This is a genomic window from Sphingobacterium sp. 2149 (assembly GCF_031455655.1).
In the GTDB taxonomy this organism is placed as follows: Bacteria; Bacteroidota; Bacteroidia; order Sphingobacteriales; family Sphingobacteriaceae; genus Sphingobacterium.
On the sequence record NZ_JAVDTD010000009.1, the window covers coordinates 159,756 to 175,078 of the forward strand.

Annotated in this window: 7 protein-coding genes, 1 tRNA gene and 1 riboswitch; of the genes, 5 read left to right on the forward strand and 3 right to left on the reverse strand. The window is 39.1% G+C overall.

What is annotated here, in order from left to right; all coding sequences use genetic code 11:
* Positions 1-23 precede the first annotated feature (23 nt).
* Positions 24-136, reverse strand: a riboswitch (SAM riboswitch).
* 180 nt (positions 137-316) lie between these two features.
* Complete coding sequence (locus tag J2X77_RS14535; RefSeq protein WP_209574364.1) at positions 317-2,344, reverse strand: FUSC family membrane protein; 2,028 nt, start codon at positions 2,342-2,344, stop codon at positions 317-319.
* Between the two features lie 343 nt (positions 2,345-2,687).
* Between J2X77_RS14535 and J2X77_RS14540 the strand changes: the two genes are divergently transcribed.
* Complete coding sequence (locus J2X77_RS14540; protein WP_209574362.1) at positions 2,688-5,138, forward strand: TonB-dependent receptor domain-containing protein; 2,451 nt, start codon at positions 2,688-2,690, stop codon at positions 5,136-5,138.
* 106 nt (positions 5,139-5,244) lie between these two features.
* Here the strand turns inward: J2X77_RS14540 and J2X77_RS14545 are convergent, their stop codons facing one another.
* Both J2X77_RS14545 and J2X77_RS14550 read right to left on the reverse strand, forming a co-directional pair.
* Entirely contained in the window at positions 5,245-7,434 is a 2,190-nt protein-coding gene (locus J2X77_RS14545) for a glutamine synthetase III (protein ID WP_209574360.1), read from the reverse strand.
* A gap of 174 nt (positions 7,435-7,608) precedes the next feature.
* Complete coding sequence (locus tag J2X77_RS14550; protein WP_209574358.1) at positions 7,609-10,428, reverse strand: prolyl oligopeptidase family serine peptidase; 2,820 nt, start codon at positions 10,426-10,428, stop codon at positions 7,609-7,611.
* Between the two features lie 94 nt (positions 10,429-10,522).
* Between J2X77_RS14550 and J2X77_RS14555 the strand changes: the two genes are divergently transcribed.
* The 4 genes from J2X77_RS14555 (at position 10,523) to J2X77_RS14570 (ending at position 15,323) form a co-directional block, all read left to right on the forward strand.
* On the forward strand, positions 10,523-11,260 hold the full coding sequence (locus J2X77_RS14555; protein WP_209574356.1) for an SIMPL domain-containing protein: 738 nt from the start codon (positions 10,523-10,525) through the stop codon (positions 11,258-11,260).
* A gap of 114 nt (positions 11,261-11,374) precedes the next feature.
* Positions 11,375-11,454 (forward strand) — tRNA-Leu (locus J2X77_RS14560).
* Positions 11,455-12,083: 629 nt separating this feature from the next.
* Positions 12,084-13,397 (forward strand): PDZ domain-containing protein, encoded by a 1,314-nt coding sequence (locus J2X77_RS14565; RefSeq protein ID WP_209574354.1) that lies wholly within the window; start codon positions 12,084-12,086, stop codon positions 13,395-13,397.
* Positions 13,398-13,931: 534 nt separating this feature from the next.
* The gene (locus J2X77_RS14570) at positions 13,932-15,323 is read left to right on the forward strand and encodes an RtcB family protein (protein WP_209574352.1); all 1,392 of its coding nucleotides are present in this window, start codon (positions 13,932-13,934) and stop codon (positions 15,321-15,323) included.

Genomic DNA, 15,323 nt, shown 5'->3' on the forward strand with positions numbered 1-15,323 from the left:
ATTTAATAAGCATTGTCTTATATCATTTATATGCTCCAAAACGATATTATTTTGGACAGGAATTGGCACCTTTTCAAGCAAATTGAAGGTTGCCAGTGGGTCATTGAGCCAGTCTCTCGCCACTTCTTTATAAATCAAGACCTACTGATTAAGGAAGGTGTTGATTAGAAATCTTCTTTCGAAGACGACACAAATATAAACTTCTTTTTTATTAAAGCAAAAGAAATACGTTTTTTTTACTTAAAAGAGCGTTACTTCGGGAGCTGTAATCGCATATTTGTTATTCAATATTGATACATAAATACATAGCTTGCCTTTATGGTTTTCTTAAGTTGATATTTTCTGCCAGCTGATCTAAGTCGGTTAAAAGGGGTTTTAAAGCATCAATTCTGCAGTGGATACCCTGTTGTATGTCGTGATTCGCTTTTCTTCCTAACGATATGGAGAGACCAACCAAATGCGAATTGATGCGATAGGAGAGTGCTTGAAAATGATGGATATGGGACCAGTCTACCCACTTGTGTTCAGGTTCCTTCTTCATTTGATTGATCGCATCGGAAAAGAGAGCCATGGCAGTCTGTGCTTTTTTCCGAGCCAGTCGAATGTCGAACGAACTTTGCAGATCATCAGATAGGCGTTTGTTGATAATTTGAAAATAATGGTGGTTGTATAATGCGACCTCTTTTGCCAAGTGGACCATGCTCGTGCTTTGGCGTACGGGTATCAAAAAATAGCCCGCTATTGCCAGCAGCGCACCAACTAAAGTAAAAATTATTCTACTGCCTAAAATGATATTAATATTTCCTTCAAATAAGTTTAATGCGATGACTATGCCCAGCGTAATAAAGATCACACTGACCATATAATTTGATCGGTTGAATAGGAAGAATCCAAATAATCCAATAGCGGCAATTAGAAGAAGAACGGGCAGAAAGTCAATGGAGACCAAACAGAGTATTCCGACGGCAATTCCCGAAAATGTACCTAGTATGCGTTCTATATTGCGTGTTTTGGTCATTGAAAATGCAGGTCTCGCAACGATGGCAATAGTGAGTAAGATCCAATAAGTATATTTAAAATCCAAGAAAGAAATACCGATCAATGCGCCTGTTCCGAAGAGAACGGCCATCCGGAGTGCAAAACGGAAAATTGGATTATGGAGATTGAGTCTGCTCTTGATATCACTTAAATTACGCAAAGGGCGATTGATAAATTGCTGATACTCATTGGTGTCAATTTTGTTTTTGATTTCTTGATTTTGATAAAAAGCAACTTGAATCCGTTTGAGAACTTCAATAATAGCTTCAATATTACGGATGATGGAAGCGAGAATACCATCTGCTGGGGCAGTCTGTTGTTCTTGAATCTCCTTTAGATCCAACAACAGCGCATTGATTTTACTGTGGTTATCGTAGAGCTGCTCTGCATAGCGAAACCTTTTATTAGGCTGCGAAAAACTATCGATTTCCAAGGCCAGTAATGTTATGCTACGACGAATTATGGGAAGGCTACAGGTATCCAGCAAATTTTTTCGAATGGCATCATAGTCATGATCCAATGCAATAATTAATTCGTGTAAATCAATTAATCCATAGACCTGACTAAGCCAATAGTTGCTTTTGTGCCAGCGTTGGCTTATGATTTTTTCTTCCCTGAATAAGAGGGATCTGATTTGCTCCTGTTGTTCACTGATCTGACCATAAATTTTTCCGACGCGGCTGTAAGTCAAGTCCAGCGGAATATCCGGATCGTAAGATTCAGAACGTATCAATAGAAATTGAGATAAACCGTGAAACCCATTGGCCATGGCGTGTTTTAAAGAGCGATAGGGTTGTATGTAAGCCTGCAATAGACTAAAGAAATAATAGATGCTGGCGCCTGCAGTAATTTGTAAGCTCACTGAAAGCGGATGCTGAGGGGCCATGCCGATGACAAAGCTCATCAGAATCAATGTCATGTTCCCAATTGCGGCATAACGGGGGCCTAAAACCCCGTAAAAAGTGCAGATAAAGCCTGCGGAACTCAATAAAATAACCAGCGGCCAATGATAAGGAAAAAGAAAGGCTGTAAGAATCGAAGCAATAAAGAAAGTGGGAATACAAACAAGAGCGGAAGAAAATTTATCTTTCCGATTACCTGGAGGATCGGTTAATGTAGTCAATAATGATCCCACCCCAATACCTATGGCTGCGTTTGCTGTCGCACCCAACAGATAGATCGCCAAACTCGGCAAAATGCTGATAGATACATTGCGCAAAGCATCGCCAGTATGTTCTCCCTGGATGAATCGGATAATATGGATATAAAAAAGGTAGAATCTTTTCTTTAATGATTCAATGCTCATCAATCAGTTTACTAATTTTCGGTGTAAAAATACAAATATTATGCTTAATATTTGTATTGTACATTTTATTTGTTTTGAATTTTGTTTATTTTTTGAATTTTTATTTTGATTCGATGTGCTTTTCTTGCGCTGTGCTTCTTGGAGATTCAAGATTAGCTGGGATGATTTTACCGGCTTTAGCATCGATCAGTGAAGGATATGGTTTACCGATGTTATTTGGCTGTCTACCGAGTGAATCGGACGATCTATCTATTTCTACTAGTCAATGTGTAATGAATATACGAGGTTTGTTGTCATTATTATGAAGTTGACTATCTAATCGATAGCCTAAAGAAACTACATTATGAAACCACAAAAAATTAAATTGCTTTTATTTTCACTTTTTTTAGTCCTGATTTCTATTGCCGGACCCGTTTCAGCACAGTCTGACGGGGGAAGATTACATACAGTCGTTGTTGGACAAGACAACCAGCCTATTGTGGCTGCAAATATTTCACTATTTCGGAAGCCCAATGATATCTTGTTAAAGGGAACTTTATCCAACGAAAATGGAGAAATTGTGTTGTCTGCGATCCCCGAGGGCAAGTATAGCCTACGTGTGTCCACGGTAGGGTATGCTGTTTATCATTCTGCTGAAATGGTCGTAAATACGGGAGATCTCAAGATGCTGGATACGATTCGTTTACAGGTGGAAAGTAAAGTGTTGAGTGAGGCGCAGGTGATCGTTAAGAAGCCATTGATTGAAAGTCATCTCGATAAAGTTGTCCTCAATGTCGAAAACAGTATTTTGGCAACAGGGAATAACGCATTGGAGCTCCTGCAAAAGGTTCCAGGAGTAACTTTAGATAACAAAAAGATCAATCTGCGTGGAAAAAGTAATGTGATTATCATGATTGATGGTAAGCCTACTTATCTTTCTGCGGATGAAGTGTCGCGATTATTGGAAAATACAGCTTCCAATGCAATAGCGTCGATCGAGGTGCTCACCAATCCACCCGCAAAATACGATGCCGCAGGGAATGCAGGAATTATTAATATTAAGACAAAGAAGAATACGCAATTTGGAAGTAATGTTAGTTTAAACCTCAATTTAGGGCAAGGTAAATATACAAAGGGGGATGGTGGCTTTCTAATAAACCACCGTAACAATTGGGTGAACTTATTTTCTTCTTATAACTACGCAACTGCCTTAGGATTTAATGATTTAGATATCGATAGAGCTGTAGATACCAAAACCGGGACGACTTTTTTTAATTCGGATTCTTATTCGAAATTCCGTTATCGAGGCCATAATTTTAAATTTGCGGCAGATTTTAACCTAGGGAAAGAGGAGGTCATTGGATTTGTGGTTAACGGTAATGTAAGTAATGGCCATTCAACACGCGCGGGAAGTAATCTGATCGCCTCTCAAAAAGGTATGCTTGATTCGATTGTATTAGGAAGCAATTTGTCAGATTTTAAATACCATTACCTCACTTATAATCTTAACTACAAAAAGACATTTGATACTTTAGGGACTGAATTGACCATTAATGGAGATTATTCATATTCGAAAAATAATGACAATAGCACCGTTGGAAACCGTTTTCTGGACGCAAATTGGGAGGAATTTAAATCACCGAATATTTTCCGCAATGATATGCTTTCTAAGACAAACATATTAGTTTTTAAAACCGATTTTGTGCATCCCTTTAATAAAACGACCAAACTTGAGGCGGGCTTAAAATATAGCCGTGTAAAAACAGATAATAATTTGTTGTACGAAGATCAGGATCAGCAAGGCGAGTTCGTGCAAAATAATGGTCAAAGTAATCAGTTTTTGTATAATGAAAATATAGCTGCAGCTTATTTCAGCCTAAATAAATCGTTCGGAAAATTTTCGGTACAAACTGGACTGCGTGTTGAAAATACGAGCTCCCTGGGAAACTCGGTGACGCTTGGGCAACAAACAGAACGTGCCTATACTGATTTTTTCCCGTCAATATTTGTACAGCAACAGATAAATGATGATCATAAGCTTGGTGCGAGTTATAGCAGACGTATTGACCGCCCTGATTATGGGGCATTGAATCCCTTTGTGTATTATTTGGATCAATACACGTATCAGTATGGCAACCCTTATTTAAATCCACAATATACCAATTCGTATGAAGTAAATTATACCTTTAAAGAACGCTATTTATTGAGTTTCGGCTACAAAAGGACTAAAGATGCCATCACTCAGGTCATAGAAAGCAATTCGGAGACCAAAGCTATTGCACAGACAGACCGAAACCTGGCTTATTTTGATTATTACAATATGAATGTCAATATACCCATTAAGCTTTTCAAATGGTGGAGTATTTCTAACAATGCCATCGCTTTTTATAATAAGTTTAGTTTGGATGAACACTCCGGAGCGCAACGCCAATTGGAAAAGTTATCTTTCCAGGTAAGTTCCAATCATGATATTCGAATTGGGAAAACAACAAATCTGGAGCTGACAGCCAATTATTTTTCGCCAGCAGTTTATGGGGTATTTAGTTTTCAGTCTTACTATGGTATCGATCTAGGTGCTGGAAAAACATTTCTTGACAAAAAATTGAATGTGAAGTTGGCTGTAAATGATGTGTTGAATACAAGAGGTCAGCGCAGATTGTCGAGTTATCAGGAAAATGGATACTATCGTATACGAAATGGATATGATAGTCGGGTTATCCGATTGTCAGTCTCTTATCGTTTTGGTAATATGAATATTAAGTCAGTCAATAAGAAGGCTGGTAACAATGATGAAGATAATCGATTAAAAAAATAGGAGCTACTGTTGTAAGGGGAGATAAGGAGCAAGATGTAGCGAACGTTTCCCTAAAACAAAAAGAGCCTGCGATATCGCAGGCTCTTTTTGTTTTAGGGAAGTTATCTTAGCTTAAAAATAAGATTTCTCTTAATTTCGGTAGAGGCCATTTTTTATCATCAACAATTTTCTCCAATTTGTTGACATGATAACGAATGACATCAAAGTAAGGTTTAACCAATTCATCATACGCGATTGATCTTTCACGAACGTCGTCGATTTGATTTGCTTTTTTACGTTCTTGGCGCATCGCTTCAGCTTGTTCCAAGATGGTATTAACATGTGATGATATACGTTCTACAAAATTCAATTGAGAACTGAACGACGCAGCAGCAAGACCAAGGTCTTTTAATCCTTTGACGTTTTCAATCAATTCATTTTGATAAATGAAACACGCAGGAGCGATTTGGTTGTTAACCATTTCTTCGATCACACGAGCTTCAATCTGTAATTTTTTGTAGAAGTTTTCCAGTAAAATCTCATGACGAGCTTCTGATTCACGTTTTGTGTAGATACCGAGCGACTCAAACAATGCCAAAGATTCCTCTTTAACATATACGTCAAGCGCTCTAGGTGTAGATTTGATGTTCGAAAGACCGCGAGCTTCGGCTTCTTTTTCCCAGTCCTCACTATATCCATTACCTTCAAAACGGATCGCTTTTGAATCTTTTATGTATTTGCGGACTACGTTTAAGATCGCGAGATCCTTTTTAGTGCCTTTTTTGATTTGTTTATCAACTTCTGTTTTGAACTCGATCAACTGTGCAGCAACGATTGCATTCAATACCGTCATTGGTAAAGCGGAGTTTGCCGAAGAACCGACCGCGCGAAATTCAAATTTGTTACCGGTGAAAGCAAATGGCGATGTACGATTACGGTCTGTATTGTCTAATTTTAATTCAGGAACTTTAGGAATTCCATGCCATAAATTCGCCTCTGCTTTCACTTTTTTAGCGACGCGGGCCGATTCAACTTCTTCAAGAAGTTCATCCAATTGAGAACCTAAGAAAATTGAAATAATTGCTGGAGGAGCTTCGTTTGCACCCAAACGGTGGTCGTTGCTTGCACTCGCAATAGAAGCGCGCATTAAATCAGCATATTCATAAACGGCTTTGATGGTGTTGACAAAGAAAGTCAAAAACATCAAATTATTCTTCGGAGTTTTACCCGGAGACAATAAGTTTATACCTGTATTTGTGATGAGAGACCAGTTGTTGTGTTTACCCGATCCATTAACACCAGAGTATGGTTTTTCATGTAACAATACTTTAAAGTTATGTCTTAAAGCTACTTGCTCCATGAGGTTCATTAACAATTGGTTGTGGTCGATTGCCAAGTTGATCTCTTCATACATTGGCGCACACTCAAATTGCGACGGAGCAACCTCGTTGTGACGAGTTTTTAATGGAATACCTAATTTTAAAGCTTCATTTTCCAAATCCACCATGTAAGCCAATACGCGTTCTGGAATGGCACCGAAATAATGATCTTCCAATTGCTGCCCTTTAGCAGACATGTGTCCAAATAACGTACGGCCAGTTAATTGAAGGTCTGGACGAGCATTATATAAAGAAAGGTCGACCAAAAAATATTCTTGTTCAATGCCTAAAGAGGCATTGACTTTGGTAACAGATTTATCAAAATATTGAGCGACATCAGTTGCTGCTTTATCAACGGCATTGATAGCTTTTAACAAAGGTGCTTTATAGTCTAATGATTCTCCTGTATAAGAAACAAAAACCGTAGGAATACAGAGTGTTTTACCAGCTCCTGTTTCATAGATGAAAGCTGGAGACGATGGATCCCAAGCAGTATAACCTCTAGCTTCAAACGTGTTGCGGATACCACCATTCGGAAATGACGATGCATCTGGTTCTTGTTGAACTAATGCGTCAGCTGTAAATTTTTCAATTGCTTCACCGTTTTCGTCAGGTTCAAAGAATGCATCGTGTTTTTCAGCAGTCGAACCAGTTAGGGGTTGAAACCAGTGTGTGTAATGTGAAACACCGTGATTAAGTGCCCAAGTTTTCATCGCTTGTGAGATATGCTCAGCTAAATCTCTTGAAATAATTTGGCCCTCTTCAATGGATGCAACTAACTCCTTATATGAATTTTTAGGAAGGTAGTCTTTCATTTTGTTTACGGAAAAAACATTCTTTCCGTAGATGTCAGTTGCTTTTTTAGTTTCAACTTTTTCAAATGAAGCGATTTGGCGTGAGCCAGCTGCTTCTACTGCTTTGAATCTTAGGTTCGACATTTGTATTTTGTAGTTAAATTACAGTTTTGTTGATTTTGTTTTTCAAAAATATCGTGTTTTTGTTAAAAATTGAAATTTTTTTGATGTTTTTTTTAAAAATAATTTGGGAAATAGAGTTTTTAGCTATTAAAAAAGGTGTGATTTTTAAAAATCACACCTTTTTATTGTTTTGTGCTAGAATTCAAGTCCCCAGTCTATTCCTTTTTCCGTGGCTGGAATCCCTTTCTTCATCCAATTGGGTGCAGGGGCTCCTTTTAGAAAATGGTCGAAGAACTGCTGCTCTCGAATTTGTATATCTTTTCTGTTTTGTCGCAGCATCAGATTGTGCTCGTCACCATTGTAATTCAACATCCATACAGGTTTTTTCAATCGGCGCAATGCGGTAAACATTTCAATCCCTTGATACCATGGCACAGCACCATCATTGTCATTTGCCATGATAACAACGGGAGTATTTACTTGATCTAAATGGAATAATGGTGAATTTTCAATATAGAGTTCTGGTGCTTCCCATAGCGTTTTACCGATACGACTTTGTGTATGTTCGTATTGAAATTGACGTGACATGCCGCTTTGCCAGCGTATTCCGCCATAGGCCGAGGTCATATTGACGACAGGAGCCCCAGTCCAGGCTGCCGCATACATATTCGTCCGTGTAATCAGATGTGCCACTTGATAGCCGCCCCAGCTTTGTCCTTGGATTCCCATTTTCGTACTATCAACCCAGCTGTTTTGAGCCAGGTATTTCATGCCCGAATTAATGTATTCTTCCGCCGATTTGCCAGGGTGCCCGGTTTTGTAACTGATGTTTGGTGCGAAGACCAAATATTCGTTACTAACGAAATAAGGGATGTTTAAACGCGAAGGGGTAGGTGCAGGAGCCTGATAGGTGTATAGACCATCGGAGAGCTTTTCGTAAAAATAAGCGATGATCGGATATTTTTTTGCCGGATCAAAATTTTCCGGTTTATACAGAATACCTTCCGCTTGATTGCCTTCAGGCGTGGTCCAGTGAACCAATTCTGCTGTACCCCAATTATAATTAGCCTGTTGCTGGTTTATATTGGATAACTGTAATTCATCGTTGAATTTTGCGGTATTTGTATACAGGTTGGGAGACATTATATAATCCTCCTTACTGTAAAGGATGGTTTTTTGATCTGCGGAGGCACTAATGTTCTTGAAAGATTTAGGCGCAATCAGGAGGCTTTTTGGGTCATTGCGTTGTCCTTTGAACTGGTAAAAACCCGATTCTTTAGTCTTGTTGTTGAAGGATGTCAGATAGCCGCCCTTTTTATAGTCAAGTGTTGTGGCTTGGTTGCGGTCTTCTTCTCGTCTAAAAGGCAAGTAACGGAATGTTGTCTGTGACGCCGCACCATAACCATTGGTTAAAATAGATTTACTTGAGCCGTCTAAATTAAAATACCAGATGTCATATCTTGAATTGACGTATATCCCCTTATAGTCTGGCGTCCAGGCAGCCATACCATAGCCCTGTGGAGTGGTAGGCATATCATTTTCTTCATCGGAGAACGATGCGGGTATGCCGTCATTCAGCACGATCTTTTTCTTTGAACTGATGTGGTAGGAGTTCCAAGTCCCCCTGTCCTGATCAAAAAACACAATATATTTTGCATCGGGACTTAAAATCGCATTTCCTGAAAAGTTTGAAAGAATTAATTCTTTATTCCCTGTTTTCGTCGAGACCAGGTAAATGTCATCCCGTGTACTACCTTCCCATTGGCTTTCAATTCGTTTGCCGAAATCAGTTCGCGCCAAGATATATTCCCCGTTTGCATCTGGGGTAAGTGAAGTTGAATTAAACGTATTGTCTGTCAGCGAAATAATCGTGCGATTATATTGGGGGTAAGTGACCGCCAAGAAGTTTCTTGCGAGTTCTTTCTTCAGATTTACCAGCTGCATAGGTTGTAAGTAGTCGTCTTGCCAATGCCAAACATCCACTTTCGCATGCTCGAAATCCACTAGGGTGGTATCTTTGACACGAGGTATTGGTGCTATTCCAAAAAACAACTTCTCTCCATTTTTACTAAAACGGATTTCACCATCTCCGCTAACGGCCCAGTTTTTAGGTATGCCGTTGCTGGTTTGTGTTGCAAGATATTGGGCTGTATCTATCGCATTTGTATAATAATATAGCTTATAATTTTTTAGTAATGCTTTTTCATTTGAGAGGTCCCCTAAGTAAGCGAGCTGATCGCCTGCATCATCAAACTTGAAATTTTTGTAATTGCCTTTTCCATTTGATATCTTTTTGAGCTTTTTGGTTGCTAATTCGTAAAGGTATACACCAGACTCTTTTGATAAGCTGTCTTTTGTATCTGTTTTTTTGGAGAAAACGATTTTCGACCCTGTTTTGTTCCATTCATACTGATCTACAGCCGAAAATTGGACGGAATCTCCAGTATTTAAATCGTATAAAGCAAGAGTTGCAATCGTCTTTTTCTTTTTATCACTGTTCTTATTTTTTGAACCAGCATTTGTGGCAGCATTTGGTGTGGCTTGCTCACTTACTTCTTTATCAAAAAGGAAAGAAACGAAATTATTGTTCTGCTCGGAAATTTTATAGGACTTTACCTGCGGAAATTTAACGAGGGCAAAGGTTGTTAAATTGTAAATGCCGAGTGAGTCTTTGGGAAGATCTTCAGCTTTTTTCTTTTTGATCTTAGCCTCCCGGGTGGCTGCAAACGGGGCTTTGATCAAGCTTACTAAATTATTTTCATTATCCGTTAACTTCGCATTATAGCCTCTAGGAATTTGAGCGATTTCTTTGCTATCTTTTGTTTTTAAAAAAAGTTGACCGTCTCCTTCTTGGGGGATGACTTGAAATAGGATAAATTTACCTGATTTACTGATGTATGGCGCGGAGATATTTTGCCAACCATCATATACTGTATGATCCAACGGTTTCTTTTGAGCATGGGCAGCAAACGCTGCTAGAAAACAAAATGGAATACAGATATTTTTCTTATTCATATTTTAATACTTTTTGTCGCAATTTATCTATAAAAAATAAAAAACCGTTGATTTTTTGGTATATTCATTGTTACGTAAACATAAAAAACTGGTTATGAAATCTTCATCCTCTATTATTGCTTCAGTTATCTTGGGGCTTGTAATCGTAGTCACTGCCTGGATCGTGGGAGCCGCATACCGATATAAGTTCAAATCCATGCAGACGATCACCGTAAATGGGAATGCCAAAAAGGATTTTGAGTCCGATTTGGTCAAATGGAGCGCTACTTTCAGCAGAAAAAACTTCGAGTTGAGTGCAGCCTCTGCTCAATTGGCAACAGATCGTGATTTGGTTCGGGAATTTTTAGTTCAACAAGGGGTGAAAGCCGGCGAGATCCGTTTTGAAGCTGTCAACATTGCGAAGGACTTTGAATACCATACTGATGGGAAGGGCAATGGTTACAATACTTTTTCTGGATATACTTTGTCTCAGACGGTGAGTGTGGAATCGAAAGATTTGAACAAGGTGGATAATGCCTCAAGAGAGATATCCACGTTAATTTCCAAAGGAATTGAGCTCAGTTCAAGTACCCCTAATTATTATTATTCTAAGCTGGAAGATCTGAAATTGGAACTTATTTCGCAAGCCTCAAAAAATGCACATCAGCGTGCTAATAATATTGCAACCGAGTCGAATGCCGAATTGGGCAACCTTGTAAAGGCAGATCTTGGAATTTTTCAGATAACTGGTCAAAATGATAACGAAGAATATTCCTCTGGGGGGGTGTTTAATACAACCTCACGGAAAAAAACGGCGAACATTACCGTCAGAGCAAGTTATCTGAGTAACTGATAGAAAATTATTTGGCTGAATTTCAGCTTTATATTCATTTATACGGTAAATTTATTCAAAAAGTTTTCTCTTTTTCACGAAAAAACCTACTTTTGCATCATCCCAAACGGATATGCCCGGATGGCGGAATTGGTAGACGCGCTGGTCTCAAACACCAGTGGGAAACCGTGCCGGTTCGACTCCGGCTCCGGGTACGCAGAGCCTCTTTACTTTAGTAAAGAGGCTTTTTTGGTTTATGGGCTTTTTTCAATGAATCATCACATCCGATGATCACGCCGAGATGATCCTTTTTTGTTACATAAGCGAAGTTCCCTGCCTTTTTTTCTCTTAATTTTTTAGCTACACCTGATGGCGATCAAATGGCAACCAATTTAACCGTTACGTCACTACTTGTTCAGTGTTTGTTCAGTGTTCGTTCAGTGATGACTCAGTGAGAATTGAATAAGCAGTGACTGATTACTGTCCATATATAAAGTAAATATTGTTTTTTGGTACAAGTTGGTATTAGGATATCCTAGTTTTATTAGTTATCTTAGTTAATTGCAACTATGCCAATTCTAGCATGGTCAATAACGGTTTGGTTTTACTGTTTTCAGACTCGGTTTGTCTCCGTTTCCAGCATTTATATTAACATAGGTATACGATAGGATCCGGTCCGGAAGGATTTAAAAGCAGATGCAATACGGTACAACAACATGTCGTTTTCTCGGGTAAAAAACTGGCGATAAAAGATTGAAAATTGGTCAGGCAGTTTTCGCCTTTTAAAAACCTTTTTTTATATGAATTTTGTTGTTTAAATTGGAAATACCAAATGTAAACTTGAATGAAGGTATTTTTTCTATCGCTGGGATTGTTCTGCTTTCTCCTCACTCAGGGGCAAGTAGGCTTTGTATTGAATGGAAAAAAGCAGGCTAAATTTTCTTTCCTCTTTGTACATAACTTGGTCATCATTCCAGTTTTGGTGAATGGTTATACGATGAACTTCCTCTTGGATACAGGCGTAAAGGAAACTATGATATTTGGCGAGACATTAAAATCAATCGATACCGCCGTTTTTGTCAACAAATTTCAGGGTTTAGGTCGTGAAGAGGGACTGGATGGTTATTTGTCGATTAATAACCATGTAAATATAGCTGGTGTATATGAAGATTTGGACCAGCCAATATACATTCTACAAAATGCTCATATTGATATCTCTACTCGCATAGGAGTAGAGGTAAATGGCATTATGGGAAGTCGTTTTTTTGAAAACCACATGATAGAAATTAATTTCCAAAAACATCGCATCACGTTATTTCCTAAGACAAATCGGCCCAAGGGGCTGGAGAAAATGCAATGTTTACCGTTGGATATTGTAAATAGCCGCCCCTATATTGCAGTTGCTTTCAGACAGGATGATGCCGTGATCGATGGCCGAGTATTGATTGATATGGGAAATAGCGATGCTTTGATGCTTATACCTTCGAAGTTAAATAATTTCGATATTAAACCTCCTTTTATCGATGACTATATTGGGCAAGGCTTTAATGGCGAGATTTACGGGAAAAGAAATAGAATACGGTCGCTCGAACTCGGTCCGTTTACAATGAATTATCCGCTTGTCGCCTATCCTGAGTTGAGCTCGTTACAACATGCGACATTTGTAAGTGAAAGGATAGGCTCTCTTGGCAACGAATTGTTGCGTCGATTTAAAGTCATCTTAGACTATCCAAATAAAGTAATCTATCTCCGTAAGAATAAGGATTTTGATCGTTTTTATTATTTGAATATGAGTGGTCTAGAAATTATACATGATGGTATTCAATACGAAAGAGAAGAAATACCAGTGGTCCTTCAAAAAGATGGTGGTACAGAGGTGAGAATGGGAAATAGTGTGCAATATCGCTTTGTGCTCCGAAATATGTATAAGATTGCAACGGTGCGTGAGGGGTCACCTGCGGCAATCGCAGGACTACTGCCTGATGATAAAGTCATAAGGATCAATGGTCGGTCCGCATCTTCATTTTCTTTGGAGTCGATTCATAATCTTTTTAAATCTGAAGAGGGTAAGGAGATGCGTTTTCGTGTGATGAGGGGCGGGAATACAGTGGATTTTAAATTTGTATTAAAAGATCCTCTTCCATTCAACGTAGATTAAAATAGCTTCTGTTTTTTTATTATCTAAATATACTTATATTTGCGCTCAATATTATTATAATTTTAACACTTTAAATACGAAGAGATATGTTGGTCGCTAGAAAGATAACACAGCAAGCTTTTAAGGCAAATGGATTTGCCGAAAGCATTCTTCGTGCTTTTTGTAAGATGTAAGATATTGTTCGAAATATAAGCGTATCCTGATAGATTCAATCCGCTAGGATGAATTGTCAAGTAGCTTAATTCTTTTGGAAAACCAATTTATACAAATCAAGAAGCCGAAGTTCATTCGGGCTTTTTTTATTATCCGGATTTGATGTTCAATTAAACGAGCTAACCGCAATAGGCGATGATCGCTTTGTGTCTTTGTGCGTACACATCACAGGAATAGAAGCGATGTTGCGCGCGCCGCTGGAGGATAATTCGCAGAATTAAACGTTTTATATCCAAAATATGTTCCCGAATTTTTTCAACATGCTGTCAATTTGATTCGCAAGAACAGATTGACCGTTAACTGTTTATTTTTTTAATAAAAATGGGAAGTAAATTATCAGGGAAAGATCTAGTTAAAATAGGATTTCCTAAAAATAATGTAATTAATACAGCTTTAGGGCTGATCACAAGGTATCGTAAGAAAGAAGAAAAAACAACGATTCTTCTTGAACTTACGGAGCTGTTAGAAGCTCCAGAGCGGTTTATGGGGCATAAAATATGGGGCAAAGTATCTGAAGGGTTGGTTAAGCCCGTTGAGCTGCGCATGCAGGAACTGCATTCACATCCTGCTCCATTTAGCATATTTGGAGAGAATGAAATTGATGAGCAGGCCAAAAGGCAATTGTATGATGCTTTGAGATTACCAATTTCAAGACAAGGTGCATTGCTACCGGATGCACATACGGGTTACGGGCTTCCTATTGGAGGCGTGCTGGCTGTAGAAAATGCCGTAATACCATATGGCGTAGGTGTCGATATCGGTTGTCGGATGAGTCTGTCGCTATTCGATTTGCCGGGTAGTTATTTCAAAGGGAGAGAATTTCAACTTAGAAATATATTGAAGGAAAATACCAAATTTGGTTTAAATGAAACACATCGTGATAAACATGATCACGCTATTTTCAGCAGAGCTGAATTTCAGGACATTCCGATGCTCAAAGAGCTGTTAGGTAAAGCGTACAGACAGTTTGGGACTTCCGGCAGCGGTAATCATTTCGTTGAATTTGGTATAGTTGAACTTCATACCGTGAGGGATGAATGGGGAATAAGTCCAGGGCAGTATCTGGGAATCTTATCCCATAGTGGCTCTCGAGGACTGGGCGCGCATATCGCTAAACATTATACAGCTCTTGCTGTACAGCAATGTCCCTTACCGCGCCACGTGCAGCATTTGGCCTGGCTGGATTTAGCAAGCCAAGAGGGACAGGAATATTGGATGGCAATGAATTTGGCGGGAGAATATGCACAGGCCTGTCATGCAGATATTCATCGACGTCTGGCGAAAGCACTTGGGGGTAATCCCATCGTAACGATCGAAAACCATCACAATTTCGCCTGGAAGGAACTTGTGAATGGTGAAGAATGTATCGTTCACCGGAAGGGCGCAACGCCTGCTGGTGATCGTGTGCTGGGGATAATCCCTGGTTCTATGACAGCGCTAGGATTTATTGTGGAGGGGAAGGGAAACCCACTAAGTTTACAGTCTGCTTCACATGGAGCTGGGCGTGTTATGTCGAGGTCAGCCTGTAAAAACAGTCTGACAAAAAGCGCCATGATGAAAGATCTGGAAGCCCATGGGGTGCATTTAATTGGTGGGGCATTGGATGAATCACCGCGAGCTTACAAAGATATTGATCGGGTAATGAACTTACAGCAAGAACTGGTTAGTGTTCTCGGTACATTCAGTCCGAAGATCGTTCGTATGGATAAATAA

Bases quoted from the DNA above. Each gene is read 5' to 3' on its own strand.
- J2X77_RS14535 (WP_209574364.1), bottom strand. From the start codon at position 2,344: ATGAGCATTGAATCATTAAAGAAAAGATTCTACCTTTTTTATATCCAT.
- J2X77_RS14540 (WP_209574362.1), top strand. From the start codon at position 2,688: ATGAAACCACAAAAAATTAAATTGCTTTTATTTTCACTTTTTTTAGTC.
- J2X77_RS14545 (WP_209574360.1), bottom strand. From the start codon at position 7,434: ATGTCGAACCTAAGATTCAAAGCAGTAGAAGCAGCTGGCTCACGCCAA.
- J2X77_RS14550 (WP_209574358.1), bottom strand. From the start codon at position 10,428: ATGAATAAGAAAAATATCTGTATTCCATTTTGTTTTCTAGCAGCGTTT.
- J2X77_RS14555 (WP_209574356.1), top strand. From the start codon at position 10,523: ATGAAATCTTCATCCTCTATTATTGCTTCAGTTATCTTGGGGCTTGTA.
- J2X77_RS14565 (WP_209574354.1), top strand. From the start codon at position 12,084: ATGAAGGTATTTTTTCTATCGCTGGGATTGTTCTGCTTTCTCCTCACT.
- J2X77_RS14570 (WP_209574352.1), top strand. From the start codon at position 13,932: ATGGGAAGTAAATTATCAGGGAAAGATCTAGTTAAAATAGGATTTCCT.